The organism is Stenotrophomonas sp. STEN033 (assembly GCF_056856655.1).
This window is the reverse complement of the sequence record NZ_JBXFWM010000005.1, coordinates 71,302-89,641: the sequence shown is the minus strand read 5'-3', so window position 1 is coordinate 89,641 and position 18,340 is coordinate 71,302. Positions and strand designations below refer to the sequence as shown.

18 protein-coding genes are annotated in these 18,340 nt (G+C 63.1%); 7 read left to right on the top strand and 11 right to left on the bottom strand.

Going from position 1 to position 18,340, the window contains the following annotated elements:
* Nucleotides 1-460 precede the first annotated feature (460 nt).
* Entirely contained in the window at nt 461-1,225 is a 765-nt protein-coding gene (ubiE, locus tag AC1VXC_RS03340; RefSeq protein ID WP_282270503.1) for a bifunctional demethylmenaquinone methyltransferase/2-methoxy-6-polyprenyl-1,4-benzoquinol methylase UbiE, read from the bottom strand.
* A gap of 92 nt (nt 1,226-1,317) precedes the next feature.
* On the opposite strand from ubiE, the gene AC1VXC_RS03335 reads away from it, so the two are divergent.
* A complete protein-coding gene (locus tag AC1VXC_RS03335; RefSeq protein ID WP_481526729.1) occupies nt 1,318-1,770 on the top strand; it encodes a nucleoside deaminase in 453 nt (150 codons plus the stop codon).
* 119 nt (nt 1,771-1,889) lie between these two features.
* On the top strand, nt 1,890-2,141 hold the full coding sequence (locus tag AC1VXC_RS03330) for a hypothetical protein (RefSeq protein ID WP_296250912.1): 252 nt from the start codon (nt 1,890-1,892) through the stop codon (nt 2,139-2,141).
* 422 nt (nt 2,142-2,563) lie between these two features.
* Here the strand turns inward: AC1VXC_RS03330 and smeE are convergent, their stop codons facing one another.
* Nucleotides 2,564-5,710 carry a multidrug efflux RND transporter permease subunit SmeE gene (smeE, locus tag AC1VXC_RS03325; protein WP_313173008.1) on the bottom strand — a complete coding sequence of 1,049 codons (3,147 nt, stop codon included), beginning with the start codon at nt 5,708-5,710 and terminating at the stop codon, nt 2,564-2,566.
* Between the two features lie 12 nt (nt 5,711-5,722).
* The gene (locus AC1VXC_RS03320; RefSeq protein WP_313173007.1) at nt 5,723-6,907 is read right to left on the bottom strand and encodes an efflux RND transporter periplasmic adaptor subunit; all 1,185 of its coding nucleotides are present in this window, start codon (nt 6,905-6,907) and stop codon (nt 5,723-5,725) included.
* Between the two features lie 231 nt (nt 6,908-7,138).
* Here AC1VXC_RS03320 and AC1VXC_RS03315 point away from each other — a divergent pair, with 231 nt between their 5' ends.
* A complete protein-coding gene (locus tag AC1VXC_RS03315; protein WP_313173006.1) occupies nt 7,139-7,807 on the top strand; it encodes a TetR family transcriptional regulator in 669 nt (222 codons plus the stop codon).
* 496 nt (nt 7,808-8,303) lie between these two features.
* On the opposite strand, the gene hslU is transcribed toward AC1VXC_RS03315, so the two are convergent.
* The 7 genes from hslU to AC1VXC_RS03280 form a co-directional block, all read right to left on the bottom strand.
* A complete protein-coding gene (hslU, locus tag AC1VXC_RS03310) occupies nt 8,304-9,680 on the bottom strand; it encodes an ATP-dependent protease ATPase subunit HslU (protein WP_313174610.1) in 1,377 nt (458 codons plus the stop codon).
* A gap of 29 nt (nt 9,681-9,709) precedes the next feature.
* On the bottom strand, nt 9,710-10,261 hold the full coding sequence (gene hslV, locus AC1VXC_RS03305; protein ID WP_313174612.1) for an ATP-dependent protease subunit HslV: 552 nt from the start codon (nt 10,259-10,261) through the stop codon (nt 9,710-9,712).
* Between the two features lie 250 nt (nt 10,262-10,511).
* Nucleotides 10,512-10,724, bottom strand: coding sequence for a DUF3079 domain-containing protein (locus AC1VXC_RS03300; RefSeq protein WP_313174614.1), 213 nt, complete (start codon nt 10,722-10,724; stop codon nt 10,512-10,514).
* A 255-nt stretch (nt 10,725-10,979) separates the two neighbouring features.
* Complete coding sequence (locus AC1VXC_RS03295) at nt 10,980-11,585, bottom strand: vWA domain-containing protein (protein ID WP_313174616.1); 606 nt, start codon at nt 11,583-11,585, stop codon at nt 10,980-10,982.
* Between the two features lie 292 nt (nt 11,586-11,877).
* Nucleotides 11,878-12,348 carry a DUF1203 domain-containing protein gene (locus tag AC1VXC_RS03290; RefSeq protein WP_313174617.1) on the bottom strand — a complete coding sequence of 157 codons (471 nt, stop codon included), beginning with the start codon at nt 12,346-12,348 and terminating at the stop codon, nt 11,878-11,880.
* Between the two features lie 102 nt (nt 12,349-12,450).
* A complete protein-coding gene (locus AC1VXC_RS03285; protein WP_313174618.1) occupies nt 12,451-12,744 on the bottom strand; it encodes a hypothetical protein in 294 nt (97 codons plus the stop codon).
* Nucleotides 12,745-12,932: 188 nt separating this feature from the next.
* A complete protein-coding gene (locus tag AC1VXC_RS03280; protein ID WP_481538580.1) occupies nt 12,933-13,391 on the bottom strand; it encodes a VOC family protein in 459 nt (152 codons plus the stop codon).
* A 340-nt stretch (nt 13,392-13,731) separates the two neighbouring features.
* Between AC1VXC_RS03280 and AC1VXC_RS03275 the strand changes: the two genes are divergently transcribed.
* The 3 genes from AC1VXC_RS03275 to AC1VXC_RS03265 all read left to right on the top strand — a co-directional run bounded on the left by AC1VXC_RS03275 (nt 13,732) and on the right by AC1VXC_RS03265 (nt 16,900).
* Nucleotides 13,732-14,637 (top strand): LysR family transcriptional regulator, encoded by a 906-nt coding sequence (locus AC1VXC_RS03275; RefSeq protein WP_481538579.1) that lies wholly within the window; start codon nt 13,732-13,734, stop codon nt 14,635-14,637.
* 231 nt (nt 14,638-14,868) lie between these two features.
* Nucleotides 14,869-15,882, top strand: a complete 1,014-nt coding sequence (locus AC1VXC_RS03270; RefSeq protein WP_481538578.1) for a cyclase family protein — start codon at nt 14,869-14,871, stop codon at nt 15,880-15,882.
* A gap of 181 nt (nt 15,883-16,063) precedes the next feature.
* Complete coding sequence (locus AC1VXC_RS03265) at nt 16,064-16,900, top strand: restriction endonuclease (RefSeq protein ID WP_481538577.1); 837 nt, start codon at nt 16,064-16,066, stop codon at nt 16,898-16,900.
* 84 nt (nt 16,901-16,984) lie between these two features.
* Here AC1VXC_RS03265 and AC1VXC_RS03260 read toward each other — a convergent pair whose 3' ends face one another.
* Nucleotides 16,985-17,413, bottom strand: a complete 429-nt coding sequence (locus AC1VXC_RS03260) for a hypothetical protein (protein WP_481538576.1) — start codon at nt 17,411-17,413, stop codon at nt 16,985-16,987.
* Nucleotides 17,414-17,551: 138 nt separating this feature from the next.
* Between AC1VXC_RS03260 and AC1VXC_RS03255 the strand changes: the two genes are divergently transcribed.
* Nucleotides 17,552-18,340 (top strand): hypothetical protein, encoded by a 789-nt coding sequence (locus AC1VXC_RS03255; RefSeq protein ID WP_481538575.1) that lies wholly within the window; start codon nt 17,552-17,554, stop codon nt 18,338-18,340.

Below are 18,340 nucleotides of genomic sequence, written 5' to 3'. Positions count from 1 at the left end.
AACAACCGTTGATTTTAAACCCGAAAGGCTTTGGTCGATGCGGCAGTGCGGCAAGCAACGTCCTGCAGGCTTTGCACAAGCTGCCGGCATGCGTGAATCAGCTCCCGAACCACGGTAGTGCCGAGCCATGCTCGGCAGGGGCCTTACCAGCAGAGCCAGAAGCTGAAAAGCCAACCCCTCCCCAGCCCTCCCCTTGGCCTGCGGCCAAAGGGAGGGAGCAGAGACGTAATGCCGAGCCATGCTCGGCAGGGGCTTTACCAGCAGAGCCAGAAGCTGAAAAGCCAACCCCTCCCCCGCCCTCCCCTTGGCCTGCGGCCAAAGGGAGGGAGCAGAGACGTAGTGCCGAGCCGTGCTCGGCAGGGGCCTTACCCGCAAAAAAACGAAACCAGCAGCACCGCTTCCCCATACGAAAAAGGCGGCCCATGGCCGCCCTTTCCTCAACCCACCCAGCAACCAAGCCTCAAAGCTTGTAACCGGAGTGAATCGACACAATCCCCGCACTCAGGTTCTTGTAATGGCAGCGGCCAAAACCGGCCTCGCTCATCATCGCCTTCAGCTCTTCCTGCGGCGGGTGCTTGCGGATGCTCTCAGCCAGGTACTGGTAGCTGTCGGCATCACCGCGCGCAAACAGCTTGCCCAGCTTCGGCAGCACCTTGAACGAATGGAAATCGTAGACCGGCTTGAACCAGTCCACGGTCACTTCCGAGAACTCCAGCACGCGCGCCTGCCCGCCTACCTTCAGCACCCGGTACATCTCGCGCAGCGCCGCTTCCTTGTCGGTCACATTGCGCAGGCCGAAGGAAATGGTCACCAGATCAAAACTCTGGTCCGGGAAAGGCAGCGCCTCCGCATTGAGCTGCACCCACTCGAAGCCTGAGACCTGGCCGCGGTTGGTCAGACGGTCGCGTCCCACCGACAACATGCCGGCGTTGATGTCGCCCAGTACCACGCTGCCTTCGGCACCGATGCGCTCCTTCAGCAGCACCGCGATGTCACCGGTACCGCCGGCCAGATCCAGCACGCGGTCGCCCGGCTTCACCTGCGCGGTAGCGACGAAGTAGCGCTTCCACAGCCGATGAATACCCAGGCTCATCAGGTCGTTCATCAGGTCGTAGTTGTCGGCCACGGAAGTGAACACCTGGCCGACAAGCTTCTGCTTGTCCTTGGCCGGTACATCGCGGAAGCCGAAGTGGGTGGTGCCGGTCTTGTAGGGGGATTCGCTCATGCCGCTGATTATCGCACCGACAGCCCGATTGCGCCGCCAGCAGGCTGAATCCGGCCGCTATGATGATCGCCACGGCACCACAAGGACCTTGCATGATCACCACCCCGGACTACCGCGCCCTGCTCGAAACCGCCATCGCCGAGGCCCGCCAGGGCCTGGCCGAAGGCGGCATCCCGATTGGCGCGGCGCTGTACCACAACGATGGCCGCCTGCTCGGCTGCGGCCACAACCGCCGCATCCAGGAAGATGATCCCTCCATCCATGGCGAAACCGACGCCTTCCGCAAGGCTGGCCGCCAGCGCGGTTACCGTAACACCATCATGGTCACCACCCTGGCCCCGTGCTGGTACTGCAGCGGATTGGTCCGCCAGTTCAATATCGGCACCGTGGTGGTGGGCGAATCGGTCAGCTTCCCGGGTGGCATCGACTGGCTGCGCGAGAACGGCGTGAACGTCATCGACCTGAATGACGCCAGCTGCATCGAGATGATGGGCCGCTACATCGCCGAGAATCCGGACGTCTGGAATGAAGATATCGGCGAATAACGGGGCAGAATCTGAATAAACCCCTATTAATCTCACAAGGAAATTAGACGCTGTAGCAAGATCGTAAGAAAAACAGCGCTATGCTCGGGGTACAGGGGCACTGCCATCGAGGTGAAGCGATGTATACAACGCCCATCCAACACAGCAGTCGCCAATCCCTCCAGCGTGCTGGGGAGCAATTGCGACAGCAGTACGCACGACATCGCTGCTCGGCCCCGTTCTGGGATGCCTACCAACAGGTTCAGCGTGAACTGGTAGCGGCATATCCGGAACACCAGGCCGAGCTCTGCAACCGTCTGGCGGTATTTGCCCAACGCCTGGGCGCGGTTGAGAAGGCTCAGTTACTGGAGCTGGCGGTCAACGAAGCATAAGAAAAACCGGGCTTGGCCCGGTTTTTTTTGCCTTGCTTCTGTAGTGCCGAGCCATGCTCGGCAGGGGCTTCACCGGTAGCCCATCAGGTTTGTAGGAGTGGCATGAGCCGCGAAGCTGGCATCGCTGAAATCACCGGCATACATGCCACCTGATGAATCACTGGCTGCGCTGCTTACGCCGTTTGTGTTTGTCGGGAAAGCCCCTGCCGAGCATGGCTCGGCACTACACCACCTCACTTACGCCGAGCGCTTTCTGCCCCCTCCCTTTTGCGCAGCAAAGGGGAGGGTTGGGGAGGGGTTGGCTTTTGGGCTTTCCAGGCCCAGAGCTGCCCTCACCCCAACCCCTCTCCCGCCTGCGGGAGAGGGGCTAAAAAAACAAAAGGCGCCGTTCGGCGCCTTTTGCTTGCAACACCCCTGCCCCGTTACTGCTGCGGCAGGTCGCCGTTTTTGGCCAGCTGCTTGCGGTTGAACAAGCGCTGCACCACCACGAAGAACAGCGGGATGAAGAACAGGCCGAGCAAGGTGCCCACCACCATGCCGCCCAACACGCCGGTACCGATGGCGCGCTGTGCACCCGAACCCGCACCGGAGGCGATCGCCAGCGGCAACACGCCCAGACCGAAGGCCAGCGAGGTCATGATGATCGGACGCAGACGGTCGCGGACCGCATGCATCGTCGCTTCGATCACTCCTGCCCCCTTCTCAAGGTGCTCCTTGGCGAACTCGACGATCAGGATCGCGTTCTTCGAGGTCAAGCCCACGGTGGTCAACATCGCCACCTGGAAGTAGACGTCGCGCTCCATGCCGCGCATGGTGTTGGCCAGTACCGCGCCGAGAATACCCAGCGGCGCAACCATCAGCACCGCGGTCGGCACGCTCCAGCTTTCATACAGCGCAGCCAGGCACAGGAACACGATCAGCAGGGACAGCGTGTACAGCAGCGGCGTCTGCGAACCGGCTTCGCGTTCCTGGTAGGACACGGCCGTCCACTCGATGCTGAAGCCCGGCGGCAACTGCTTGGCCAGCTTTTCCACTTCCAGCATGGCGTCACCCGAGGCCACGCCCGGTGCGGCTTCGCCCTGGATTTCCAGTGCGGAGACACCGTTGTAACGCTCAAGGCGCGGCGAACCGTAATCCCAGCGCTGGCTGGCGAACGCCGAGAACGGCACCATCTCGCCCGAGGAATTCTTCACCGTCCACAGGTTGAAATCTTCCGGGTTCATGCGGAAGCCGTCATCGGCCTGCACGTAGACGCGCTTGACGCGGCCACGGTCGATGAAGTCATCGACGTAGCTAGAACCCCAGGCGGTAGCCAGCGTGCTGTTGATGGTGTCCAGCGACAGACCGTGCGCACCGGCCTTGGCCACGTCGATGTCCAGACGCAGCTGCGGGGTGTCATCCAGACCGTTCGGGCGCACGTTGGCCAGCAGCTTGCTTTCGCCCGCCATGCCCAACAGCTGGTTGCGTGCATTGACCAGTGCATCGTGGCCAGCGCCGCTGTTGTCCTTCAGGAAGAAGGTGTAACCCGAGGCGATACCCAGCTCCGGCATGGCCGGCGGCGGGAAGGCGAAGATGAAGGCGTCCTTGATCTGGCCCAGGGCAGCCATCGCGCGGCCGGTGATCGGCCCAACGCCCTGGTCGGCACTGCGCTCGCTCCAGTCCTTGAGCTTGACGAAGGCCATGCCCGAGTTCTGGCCCATGCCGGAGAAGCTGAAGCCCTGCACCGAGAACACCGATTCAACCGCGTCCTTCTCGTTCTTCAGGAAGTGGTCTTCCAGCTTGTAGATCGACTCCAGAGTGCGTTCCTGGGTGGCGCCGACCGGTGCATTGACCAGCGCCATCAGGATGCCCTGGTCTTCGTTGGGCAGGAACGAGCTGGGCAGGCGCGCGAACAGCAGGCCCATCACCACCGCCAGTGCCAGGAACACCGCCATGAAACGGCCCGGACGATGCAGGATGCCGCGCACGCCGCGTTGGTAGGTGCCACTGGTGCGGTCAAAGCCGTTGTTGAACCAGTTGAAGAAACGGCCCGAGATACCGGTGTGGGCAACGTGATGCTCGCCCTTCTTCAGCGGCTTGAGCATGGTGGCGCACAGTGCCGGGGTCAGCACGATGGCAACCAGCACCGACAAGGCCATCGCCGAAACAATGGTCGCCGAGAACTGCCGGTAGATGACGCCGGTGGAGCCACTCATGAAGGCCATCGGCACGAACACCGCCGACAACACCAGGCCGATGCCGACCAGTGCGCCGGTGATCTGGCTCATCGACTTGCGGGTGGCTTCCAGCGGCGACAGTCCTTCTTCGGACATGATGCGCTCGACGTTTTCCACGACCACGATGGCGTCATCGACCAATAGACCGATCGCCAGCACCATCGCGAACATGGTCAGCATGTTGATGGAGAAGCCCAGCACCGCGAGGATGCCGAAGGTACCCAGCAACACCACCGGCACGGCGATGGTCGGGATCAGGGTGGCGCGGAAGTTCTGCAGGAACAGATACATCACCACGAACACCAGCACGATGGCTTCCAGCAGGGTCTTGACCACGCCCTTGATCGACACCTTCACGAACGGCGTGGTGTCGTAGGGAATCACCGCAGTCATGCCGGCCGGGAAGTTTGCCTTCAGCTCGTCCAGGGTCTTGCTGACGCCCTCGGCGGTTTCCAGCGCGTTCGCACCGGTGGCCAGGGTGATGGCCAGGCCGGAGGCCGGCTTGCCGTTGTAGCGGGTGACGAAATCATAGGTTTCCGCGCCCAGCTCGACGCGGGCGACATCGCCCAGCTTCAAGGTGGAGCCGTCGCTCTCGGTGCGGATCACGATGTTGCGGAACTGCTCCGGCGTCTGCAGGCGGTCCTGCGCATTGATGGTGGCGTTGAGCTGCTGGCCCTTGACCGCCGGCGCACCACCCAACTGGCCCACGGCAACCTGCGCGTTCTGCGCCCTGACCGAAGCGGTGACCTCGTCAACCGAGACCTTGTAGGTCTGCAGCTTGGTCGGGTCCAGCCAGATGCGCATGGCGTACTTGCCACCGAACACCTGGATCGAACCCACGCCCGGCACGCGGCTCAGCGGATCGACGACATTGGAACCGACGTAATCGGAGATGTCGTTCTCATCCATGCTGCCGTCTTCGGAAACAAAGCCCAGCACGTTGAGGAAGCCCGAGCTGGACTTGGCAACGTTGATGCCCTGGCGCTGCACTTCCTGCGGCAACAGCGGCATCGCCAGCTGCAGCTTGTTCTGCACCTGCACCTGGGCGATGTCGGAGTTGGTACCGCTCTCGAAGGTCAGGGTGATGCTGGCCTGGCCGTTGGAGGAGCTGTTGGAGGAGAAGTACATCAGGCCATCCAGGCCCTTCATGTTCTGCTCGATGATCTGCGTCACCGAGTCCTCGACCACCTTGGCCGACGCACCCGGGTAGTTGGCGGAAATGGACACCGCAGGCGGCGCGACCTCGGGATACATCGAGATCGGCAGCTTGAGCATTGCCAGCGCGCCGGCAAGCATGATGATGATGGCGATGACCCATGCAAAGATGGGCCTGTCGATAAAGAAGCGTGCCATGTAGTTCTCCGCTTACTTCTTTTCAGCCGGCGCCGCGGCGGGCGCGGCGGCTGGCTTGGCGGCTTCGGCACCCTTTTCGGTGGCCTGCACCGGCATCCCCGGGCCGATCTTCTGCAGGCCTTCGACAATGACCTTGTCGCCTGCCTTCAGACCGTCCTCGACCAGCCACTTGTCACCGACGGTGCGGCTGACCTTGACCGGGCGAACGGCAACCTTGCCCTCGGCATCCACCACCATCGCCGAGGTATCGCCCTTGGGATCGCGCGCGATGCCCTGCATCGGCACCAGCAGTGCGTTCGGGCGCACGCCACTGCCCAGCACGGCACGCACGAACATGCCCGGCATCAATACCTGGTCCGGGTTCTCCACGCGCACGCGCATCAGGTAACTGCCGGTGGCCGGATCAACGCTGACTTCGGAGAACTCCAGCTTGCCCTTGTGGGCGAAGGTGCTGCCGTCTTCCAGCACGATGTCGACCGGCAGTTCCGAGGCGCCTTCCAGACGGCCGGCAGCCAGTTCGCGGCGCAGCTGCAGCAGCTCGGCCGAGGACTGGGTGACGTCGATATAGATCGGGTCCAGCTGGTTGATGGTGGCCAGCGGCTCGGCCTGGCCGGCGCTGACCAGCGCGCCCTGGGTGACCGAGGACTTGCCGATCTGGCCGCTGATCGGCGCGGTGATGCGGGCATAACCCAGCGTCACGTTGGCCGCATCCAGGGATGCGCGGGCGGCAAGCACGTCTGCCTCGGCCTGCTTCCAGGCGGCCTGTGCGTTCTCGTCATCCTGCACGCTGATCACCCGCGACTTGACCAGCTCGCTGCTGCGGCGCGCGGCCAGTCGGGCAGCATTGGCGCTGGCTTCGGCACGGGCCAGCTGCGCGCGGGCGCTGTTGGCCTGCGCGCGGTAAGCGGCGTCATCCAACTGGTACAGCGGATCGCCGGCCTTGACCACGCTGCCTTCGGTGAACAGGCGCTTGGCGACGATGCCACTGACCTGCGGGCGCACTTCGGCAACCTGGTAGCCGTTTGCACGGCCGGCCAATTCACGGGTCAAAGTGACCGTTTCCGGCTTCAGCGTGACCACGGTGACCTGACCCGGCCCACCCTGCTGCGGCGGCTCTCCGCCGCCCTTGCAGGCAACGAGCGCGACGGATAGTGCAAGGGAAAGCGCGACGAGACGGTAGCGACTGATAGCAGGCATGGGAGAGGAGCTCAATGAGGAAAAGTGGCGCTCGAGGATCGGGCGGAACATGAGATACGCCCGGGCATATCCTTCCGTACCACATACGTTACGGGCACAGCCGTGGCAACCGCCACCACTACGCACATCACGGCCATCCTGCAGAGCAAGCCGCGGAAATATACATAGATACACGGATGTTTGTAAACGGGTACAATTCAGGTCGGTTTCATCCAGCATTTGCACAGAGCAATGGCCAGAAAGACCAAAGAAGAGGCAGCGGCCACGCGCGAAAGCATCCTGGATGCCGCGCTGGCCTGTTTCCATGAACACGGCGTCGCCGGCAGCTCGCTGGCGGCGATAGGCGAGCGCGCGGGCGTCTCCCGTGGCGCGGTGTACTGGCACTTCAAGAACAAGACCGAAGTGCTGGAAGCGATGATCAACCGCGAGCGCGTGCCGTTCATCAAGCGCCTGCGCCAGACCTACTCGCCGCTGCGCAACACCCCAATCCTGGACCTGCGCTCGGCGATGCTGGTGTCCTTGAGCGAGTTGGCCACCGATCCGCGATTGCGCGAGATGATGGAAATCATGCTGCGCAACGACCTGTCCACCGAAAGCCTGGCGATGCAGCAACTGCAGCACGACAGCGTCGAAGAAGAGATGGCGATTTTCCGCCGAGCCTTTGAACGCGCGCGCGAACTGGGCCAATTGCGCGATGGTGTGAACACCGCAACCAGCGCGCGCATCCTCCATGCAGGCCTGACCGGCGTGCTGTACAGCGCCATGCTCGAGCCCACCCAGTTCGACCTGGAGCGCGACAGCCGCGAGATGCTGGACGCATTGATGGCGCACTACGTGCAGCCCGGCGTGTTCATACCCGGCGCTGATCCTTCGCCGCTGCCACCACCAGACGAAGACTAAGCAAGACCTGTAGTGCCGAGCCATGCTCGGCAGAGGCCGTACCGAGCAAAGTTACAGCGCCGCAGCAGCCTTGTAGGAGCGGCGTGAGCCGCGAAGCAAGCGATGGCGAAGGAAAGGCAAAAGCACCCCTCCCAACCCTCCCCTTGCCTGCGGCAAAGGGAGGGCTAAAGCCCAGGCGCCGCCGTGCACAAGTAGTGCCGAGCCATGCTCGGCAGAGGCCGTACCAAGCAAGGTTACAGAGCCTCAGCAGCCTTGTAGGAGCGGCATGAGCCACGAAGCAAGCGATGGCGAAGGCAAAGGCAAAGGCAAAAGCACCCCTCCCAACCCTCCCCTTGCCTGCGGCAAAGGGAGGGCTAAAGCCGCGGTACCGTTCGGCATTGGTAGTGCCGAGCCATGCTCGGCAAGCGCCCTGCTCGCAATACCAACGACCAAAACACACGAAAAAAAAAACGGCGGCACCAACGTGCCGCCGCTTCTCATCAACCCAAACCAACCATCACAAGATATAGCGACTCAGATCCGGGTCCTTCACCAGCTCGCCCAGGTGCTTGTCCACATAGGCCGGGTCGATCGCAATGCTGTCGCCATCACGGTCCGGCGCCTCATAGCTCAAGGTATCCAGCAAACGCTCCAACACGGTGTGCAGACGACGCGCACCGATATTCTCCTGCCGCTCGTTGACCTGGAACGCGATCTCCGCCAGACGATCCACCGCCTCGGCAGTGAAATTGACCTTGACGCCTTCCGTCGCCAACAGGGCTTCGTACTGCTTGGTCAACGCCGCCTTCGGCTCGGTCAGGATGCGCACGAAATCATTCTTGCTCAGCGCACCCAGCTCCACGCGGATCGGGAAACGGCCCTGCAACTCGGGAATCAGATCGCTCGGCTTGGCCAGATGGAACGCGCCAGAAGCAATGAACAGGATGTGGTCGGTCTTCACCGTGCCGTACTTGGTCGACACATTGGAACCTTCCACCAGCGGCAGCAGATCACGCTGCACGCCTTCGCGAGACACATCGCCGCCGGACGAACCTGCGTCGCTGCGCTTGGCCACCTTGTCGATCTCGTCGATGAAGACAATGCCATGCTGCTCGCAGGCTTCAATTGCGGCCGTGCGGATATCGTCTTCGTTGACCAGCTTGCCGGCCTCCTCCTCGATCAGCAGCGGACGCGCGGCCTTGATGCTCAACGTACGCTTGTTCGACTTGGCACTGCCAAGATTGGCGAACATCGACTTCAGCTGCTGGCCCATTTCCTCCATGCCTGGCGGGGTCATGATGTCCATGCTGACGTTGGCGGCAACATCCAGTTCGATCTCGCGCTCGTCCAGCTCACCGGCGCGCAGCATGCGACGGAACTTGATGCGGGTTTCGTTATCGGCAGCCGACGGCTCATTGCGCGCCGCTTCCGGGTCGAAGCCAATGCCGACGCTGCGACGCGGCAGCAAGGCATCAAGAATGCGGTCTTCGGCCTTCTCTTCGGCCTGGGTGCGCACGCGCACCTTGGCCTGCTCGCGGTACAGCTTGACCGCGGTATCGGCCAGGTCACGGATGATCTGCTCCACGTCCTTGCCGACGTAGCCGACCTCGGTGAAACGGGTAGCTTCGACCTTGACGAACGGCGCATTGGCCAGCGTGGCCAGGCGACGCGCGATTTCGGTCTTGCCGACGCCGGTCGGGCCGATCATCAGGATGTTCTTCGGCATCACTTCATTGCGCAGCTCGACGGGCAGCTGCATACGACGCCAGCGGTTGCGCAGCGCGATGGCGACCGCGCGCTTGGCGTCGTGCTGGCCAACGATGTGGCGGTCCAGCTCCTGCACGATTTCGCGCGGCGTCATGGTGGCGGAGGAAACTTCGATCTTGTGGCTCATGGGGTACTCGCGGTTGATGGCCGAAGAGCTCAGAGCTCTTCCACCACGACGTTGGTGTTGGTGTAGATGCAGATGCCGCCGGCGATGTTGATCGCCTCGGTGGCCACGCCACGTGCATCCAGATCGGTGTGCTTGAGCAAAGCTCGCGCCGCGCTGAGCGCGTAGGAACCGCCGGAGCCAATGGCGATGATGCCGTCCTCCGGCTCGATCACATCGCCGGTGCCGCTGATGATCAGCGAGGTCTCGCTGTCGGCAACGGCCAACAGGGCTTCGAGCTTGCCGTAGCGGCGATCGGTGCGCCAATCCTTGGCCAGCTCCACCGCAGCGCGGGTCAGCTGGCCGTGCTTTTCAAGCTTGGCTTCAAACAGCTCGAACAGGGTGAAGGCATCCGCGGCTGCACCGGCAAAGCCCGCCAGCACCTGGCCATCGCGACCAAGCCGGCGCACCTTGCGCGCATTGCCCTTCATCACCGTATGGCCCAGGGTGACCTGACCATCGCCAGCAATCGCCACATGCTCGCCGCGACGCACGCAGCAGATGGTGGTGGCATGAAACACGTTCGGGTTCTGACTGGGGTCCATACGGCCTCCGGAATACTGTTCACCGGTAATGGGGCCGGTCAGCGTCGCGATCAAGCCTCCGCCCGCCAGCGACAGCCACCATTCAGAAAACCGACGCCTCATGTAGTGCCGAGCCATGCTCGGCAGAGGCCTTCCAAGCAATCCAACCGATCACCTCGCAGGAACGGCGCAAGCCGCGAAGCCGACACCACTGGAGCCGCAAGAGAGCCCGTGACCTGACAAATCGCGAGCTTCGCGGCTCACGCCGCTCCTACAACTTCTTCTCCAGCGCCGCCCTTCCCGGCCGCCCCGGCTCCGGCTCGATTCCCCACGCCAGATACCAATCCTCACCCTGCAGCTCCGCCGGGTGCTGCGTGCGCCCCGAGCCATTGCCGCAGGCCAGCGCATCAGTGGCGCAATAGCGGTCACAGCCCCAGCAGATCCGCTCGGGGTGTTTGGGGTTCAACGGAAAAGGTTTGGCCATCGCGACGCCCTCCACGCTTGGAGGACAACCATGCGCCGCGCACGCAACAGGTGCACTGACATGGATCAAGCCACCCTCCACCATGTAGTGCCAAGCCCTGCCCCGCAGGGCCTCCCCTCGCATGCAACACCTGCCAGGAGCGGCGCTGACCGCGAAGCCTGCGGTTGCCGGGATAGCAGGTACTCGGGCGACGCCACTGACGTCGGCTTGCGGCTTGCGCCGTTGCTGCGAACGCGCCGGCGCCTGTGGCCGCCGCTATGCTGCCGCCCAGCCGCCGCCCGCAGTCGGGTTGCTCAACGGCACCGTATCGCCCGGTGCAGAACGAACCACGGCAGCGATGGAAGCGGACAACCAACTGAACAGCTGATCGAACTGCTGGCCTTTCAAGGTCAACGGCGCGCGCACCGATACCTGTCGTAGTGCCTGCATGTCCGCTCCCTCCACGCCTACCGCGAAGAACTGGAAATCCTTGTTGGCCTCACCGTCCCTGATACCTTCAGCAGCCCGCTGGCAATCATCGCTGGGCGCTCCCGCACTGATCAGGAACAGCCACGGCCGGTAGTAGCTGAGCCCCCGGTCGTTGTAGGTCTCCTTGCGCTCACGGATCAGCGCCAATCCCTGCTCGATCGCCGCCCCCATGGGCGCATCCGCGGCGGTGAGCAGGAACGGGGGATAGAAGCTCTGCGCCGCCACGAAATCGGTCGCCGTGCGTACCGGGCCGTAGCTGACGATTCCAATGTCAACGCGCTTTGCCGTCTCCGGATCGGCATACAAGGCCTGCTTGAACTGCATGAGCGCGGCGTTGAGCCGATCAATGCGCTCACGCCCCATTGCCTCTGAGGTATCCAACAGCAACAACACGGCACAACGACTTTCCTGCGCACCCACAGAACCGCCAACAGCTTGCCCGGATCCATAGCCCATATCGGAATCTCCTTATTCGTCGGCCCAGTCTAGTCGCAAACCCCAGCCGGACAACACGCAGTGCCGGTCCATCCTGCACAGGAGGGTTCCAGCAACCATCCATCCCCTTGCAAGCCTGTCGCCAACTGCAACGCCATCACCCTATCCGTCAGCAAGGTACCTTCGCCGTTTCGCCGCGTGCAGTGCAGCGCGCAGGAGCAGGGGACCAAACGCTTGCCCGCCACCGCGCTCACACCCGGTCCGCGCGGCAGGAATAGCAACCATAACGGGCAAAATGCAGGTGCACATAAGCCACGCCCGGATCATCGAAGGCCTGCTGCAAACCGGCGCCGACATCGATACCTTCGCAGACCTCGGCAAACCGGATCCGATCATCGGCGTCGTAGGCACGCCAGGAAACAAGACGCCGCTGCACCTGGGTTGGCACCTCGTTGACGCGCAGTTTCGCGGGCCCGGCCCCACGCCGTACGAAAACGGGGCCGCTGGCACGATACGGCGAGTCCGCCGGTTGGTGCTGAAACGGAAGCAACAACAGCTCCTCGCCCACCTGCGCATCGGCCAGGCTCACCCGGCAGGGGAAGCCCGATGTCCCGGTCGCGATGACGCGCACAATCTGGCGTGCGCCAAGCGCCGCATCATCAAGCTCAAAAAGCCCAGCGAAAAGTTCAGGATCCAACCCGCGCAGCTGAAAGGACGCCATGGTGCATCTCGGTGATTGAAGGCCCGCAGCATCGCATCGCCTGCAATCCAGGGCTCGCCATCATCGGACCTGTCATCCGCCAATGCGTCCGCGCAGCGATGACTATTCCGCGCGCACCAGCGCGAACCAGCGATAGAGCAGGTAAATCACCACCGCCGCCGCGGGCAGCAGGCTGATCCACAACGGCAATTCGGCCGCGAAGAACATCGCCGCGAAGCAGGCAAAGCCGAGGATCGACAGCAGCAAGGCCCAGATATCGAACAGCACCACGTCTGCAGCATCCCTGCCAAGGGACTTCGTCGGTAGATTCCTGCCCGAACGCTGCCTGCGCAGCACCCATATATCCGTCACGAAATCCACAACGCCCTCTATCAACCCGCCAAGCAAGCCAGACATGGGGAACCTTGGTAGCCCTGATGAATACGCGGATAGTCACAGCGGACCCTGATGCCGTCAAGCGACGCGCTTGCCTGGCGCCAACCAACAACAGCTTCCCCGTGCATTCGCGTGAAGCCAAACTCACCACCGCCCAATCAAGACGCGCTGGCAGACCGCGGCCAGCGCTCCGGCAAAGCTCCCCAATGTCAGGTATCACCGGGCCTGCAGGGCATCAGCTCCTGGGCCAGGCCGATCAGGATTCCCTCCACACCACGGATGTAGCACAGCCGGTAGGTATCCTCGTAGTTGACTACTTGATCAACCACCGAAGCCCCAATCTTGCTGAGCCGGGCAAGGGTCTGGTCGATGTCCTCAACCGCGAACATGATGCGCAGATAGCCCAACGAGTTCACTGGTGCAGCACGGTGATCGGCAGCGATGGCCGGAGCGTGGAAACATGAGAGTTCAAGCCTGCCATGCCCGTCAGGCGTACGCATCATGGCGATCTCGACACGCTGGTCGCGCACACCGGTGACACGCCCAGCCCACTCACCCTCGATCGGCATGCGCCCTTCCAGGATCAGGCCGAGCTCTGTGAAGAACTCGATGGCGGCATCCAGGTTCTCGACCACGATGCCCACGTTGTCCATGCGCTTGACCGTCATGCGAACTCCTCGGCAGCAGAAACCAGCGTTGATCTACGACGCGTAGCAACCCGGCTGCGACGCAACGCGAGCCTACACCCTGGGCAAGGACGCCTGACAATTTCTGCATCGCCGCGTGGGAGCCCGGCAAGGCCAGCGGCTTCTCCTTGCAACGAGGCGGCAGCACCTATGAAGCGACGCGACAGGAGTAGGACTACGCTGACGGAACGTCGATCGCGAGCACGGCCGGCCGGTCGTATCGGCATCGCGCAGGACTGTTGAAAGAAACCCCTGCAGTCTTCAAACCTGACTCTGACCCCGGTTTTCTTTACCCTGTGCACGTTCTGTCGTGAGGCTTGCCGTGGATTCCTTCAACCTGATGCGTGCTTTCCGGCGGATTGTCGAGCGTGCCAGTCTGGCGCGTGCGGCCGAGGACCTTGGCATGTCGGCGGCAGGCTTGAGCAAGCAGCTGCGTGCGCTGGAAGCGCATCTGGGCGTGGTGCTGCTGCAGCGGACCACCCGCCGCATGAGCCTGACCGATACCGGCCAGGCCTATTACCTGGAGTGCTGCCGCCTGCTTGATGAGTTGGATGCGCTGGAACGCGGCATCGCCCAGCAGAGCGGCGAGGTCAGCGGACGGCTGCGGGTCAATGCACCGCTTTCGTTCGCGTTGAGCACGCTGTCACCGTTGCTGCCACGGTTCCTGGCCGAGTACCCGCAGCTGGCATTGGACCTGGTGATGGAAGACCGGGTGGTCGACGCCGTGGGCGAAGGCTTCGATGTCTCGCTGCGGATACGCGCCGAGTTGCACGACTCCAGCCTGGTTGCACGCCGCCTGGCCTCCTTGCAGCAGGTGCTTTGCGCTGCGCCCGCCTATCTTCAACAGCATCCAGCGCCGACCACGGTGGCGCAGCTGGGCGAGCACGCATTGCTGGCCTATAGCCTGTCCGATTCGCCCGGCAGCTGGCCGCTGCACGGCCCCGATGGGCAGGTGACGGTAACCCAGCCGACCCGCGTCAGCGCCAACAACAGCCTGCTGCTGCGCGAGCTGCTGGTGGCCGGCACCGGCATCGGCGCACTGCCTTCCTTCCTGGCCGCGCCCGCCCTGGCCAGCGGCCAGCTGCAGCAGGTGCTGCCGGATCATCACTACCCGCAGCGCATCGTCTACGCGGTCTACCCGACCCAACGCCACCTGCAGCCCAAGGTGCGCGCCTTCATCGACTTCCTGCACGACGCCCTGCCGCGCTGCGCCGGCCTGGATTGCTGACGCCCAGCGAATACTGAGCTGCCCGGCAGCCGCTGTTTCGCGCTGCGACGGCTACCTAAGCTGCGTTCTCCCGCTGAGCCGGGCCTGATGTCGGCGCGCTGCCCTTACCAGCAACGCGACCGACAGCCGACGCATTGCGCGCGGCGGTCCTGCTGCAAAACGGAGACCCGTGCACGCCACCGCGTGCCTGTTGCGACGCCATCGCGTCGTTCCCTGCACAGAGCTTTTCCGATGAACACTCGCTACCTCACCGCTGCACTCGGCCTGCTGCTGGCCGCCACCGTACCGCCCTCGGCGGCCCATCCGTCGACCACAGCCGTACCACTCCTCTCCGGCCAGCAGGTCGGCGTCAGCCCCTGGGGCCCGAACGACGAGATCGGCCGGCTCAACCTGATCACCGATGCATCACGGACGGCGATCCTGTCGCGGGTAAATGGCGGCAAGGTCTACGACCTGGCCACCGACTACTACGTCGGCATGCCGAGCTGGCAGGACGCAGGCGATCCGCATTACCAGTTCTGGATGACCCACACGCCGCAGGGCACGGTGATCGATGATCCGATGGGCGTGGGCGAAACGATGAACATCACCCGCAGCTACACCGGCACCGCGTTCTCGATGTACAGCCACACCGGCACGCATATCGACGCGCTCAACCACTTCGGCATCCACGGCAAGATCTGGAACGGCTTCGAGGCCAGCAAACACCTCGGTGATCGCGGCTGGAAGGTCACCGGCATCGAGAAGTTCCCACCGCTGGTCGCCCGCGGCATCCTGATCGACGTCGCCGGCGCCAAGGGCGTGGACATGCTGCCAGACAGCTACCGCGTCACCCGCCAGGACCTGCAGGATGCACTGCGCCGGCAGAAGGTCAGCCTGCAGCAAGGCGACATCGTGCTGATCCGCACCGGACGCATGCAGCTGTTCAACCAGCCCAAGGCCTACATGGCCAACCCGCCGGGCATGGGCCTGGATGCCGCACGCTTCCTGATCGAGGACGGCGGCGCGATGATCGTGGGCGCCGACAACCTCAGCTTCGAGACCTTTCCCTCGGAAGTGGCCGACGACTACGTCCCGCTGCACACCTACCTGCTGGCCCAGCAAGGCGCACCGATCATCGAGCTGATCGCGCTGGACGAACTGGCCCGCGACAAGGTCTACGAGTTCGCCTTCATCGGCGGCCCACTGAAGATCCGCGGCGGTGACGCAGCCCCGCTGCGCCCAATAGCGCTGCCAGTCCGATAACAGCCCCGCCGCATTTGTGGGAGCGGCGTGAGCCGCGAAGCAGGAAAGACACCAGCGCAACCAGCTGCCAAACACCCGACACAACCCGCTTCGCGCCTTACGCCGCACTCCTACAAATCGATCAACCTGCTGACAACACCCCACCCAGGCGCTAAGTTGCCGTCTGGAACAGGGGGTTCGCATGGGACACAGAACAAGACAATCTCCTATCGGTGCATTGGCAACCATGCCGTGGCCAGTAGGCATCCTCGCAGGGATCATCGGTTTCATCCTGGTGCGTTACGGCATCCAGTGGCTCCTGTCCCTTCAAGGCGGCATGCTGGCGCACGCCATTGCCCAACAATCCAGTCCTGTCTTCGCGCCGTTGGCATGGATGCTGCTCGCCATCTGCTGGATCGCCGCTCTGGCCTCCTACCTCAATGCCCGCAAACGCCGCCGCTTCCTGGACACGCGCACCACGCTCGAAAGCCTAGCGGCCGGCGGCTGGCGCCAGTTCGAGCAACTCGTAGGCGAAGCATTCCGCCGCCAGGGCTATGCGGTGGAAGAAACCGGGCTGGGCGGCCCCGATGGCGGCATCGACCTCATCCTGCGCAAGGACGGCCGGCGCACGCTGGTTCAATGCAAACAGTGGAAGCGCCAACAGGTGGGCGTAAGCGTGGCGCGCGAGATGGCGGGACTTCTTGCCCACCATCAGGCGCAGGCCGTCAAGATTGTCTGTATCGGCACGTTCACTCCGGATGCGGAGGCCTTCGCGCGCGAGAAGCCCATCGAACTGATCGGCGGCGAACAACTGCTGGCAATGATCAAATCGTTGAAGACAATGGAAGATGCACCCGTGCCAATCAATCAGCACACGGAACCAACGCTGCAGACATCAGTGCACCCAGCGCCCGATGCCGCGCCATGCCCTCGTTGCGGAGGTGCATTGGTGCAGCGGGTCAATAGAAGCACGGGGCAGCGCTTCCTTGGCTGCAGCAATTTCCCGAAATGCCGGGGCACGGGAGCTGCAATCACCTGATCCCACCTTGAAGCGCGATTCTCGCTGGTGACGTTGTTTTCAAAGTAGCAGTTCAAATCCGATGGTCACTTGGCACCGGCCTGCTCAGATCGAGCTTGAATCGATATCGCCGGTAGCTTCGAAGCTTGCGCTTTCTTCATTCCAGAGGAAGTGCACCTCAAGCCCGAGGTAATCGAGATCTATTTGCTGCTGCGCGGAGGGATGTTCCAGGCAGCGCACAAACAGGCTTAGCCGGTGCGCTTCCTCCTTCTGGAAAGAATCAGTTCTCAGAACGTCATAACGCAGCTCGGAAACGAAGTAATCACCGGTCATTCTTCCCTTGTCGGGGAACAGCAAGTCATCCGCCACCTCATCAACGTAGCGCTGGACCAGCACATGGGCAGCGGCATGGATCTCGGCCATCTGAGACTCGGCGGCCTGATGGAACCGCGCGCCAAACTCCGCATCGACATCCATTGCAAACGGACGTGCCCAGCCGGGCACATCGATTCTTTTCATGAGGCGTCTGGTCATGGGGATACCGAGCGATCAAACGAAGGAAAGCCAAGTCCTGCATCATACGTCCCACGCCTGTTCCACAGCGGCGGCAGTCGGCCGCAACCGTGTACAGTGACGGCGTGCCACGGATGCATTTCGACAAAGGATCTCGACATGAAGTCACTCCTTCCACTTCTGCTGCTGGCGTCAAGCGTATTCGCGAGTGAAGCAGCGTCAGTCGATGAGAACACCAACTGCAGCTGGCCTCTGAACATGCCCTCTGCGAGCCTGCTGCTGGTAGGCGAAGTCCATGGCACCGACGAGGCACCAGCACTGATTGGTGACCTGGCCTGCGCCAGCACAACGTCTGGAAATCCAGTGGCAGTCGCGCTGGAGATTCCAATCGATGAGCAGACAAGCCTCGACAACTTCCTGGCAAGCAAAGGCTCAGATGCAGATCAGGCAGCACTTCTAGCCAGCCGATTCTGGACACGCCAGCCCCAAGATGGGCGATCCAGCGCGGCCATGCTGAAGCTGCTGCACCGGCTGCGATCACTACGTGTGGAAGGCGCACGAATCAGCGTGCTGGCCGTCGACAATGGCATGCCGGGATCGAGGGACGCCGGCATGGCCACGCGCATCAGGGCAGCACACAACGCCGTACCAGCAGTGATTGCGCTGCTGGGGAACGTCCATGCCAGTCGCGAGAAAGGCAGACAGTCGGCCCCCGACCATGAGCCAGCCGGATACCTGCTGTCCGACCTGGACCCACACAGCCTCTATGTGCGCGGGCCGGCCGGCACCGCCTGGGTCTGTGTGCCGGAATGCGGTGTCACCTCAATCCCGGACAATCGGCACGTTGGCGACAGGCGGGGCTACCTGCCGGCAGCTGGATCGATACCCGGCTATGACGGCCTCTATGCGCCAACGACCAGCACGGCGTCACCTCCAGCTATCGACTGA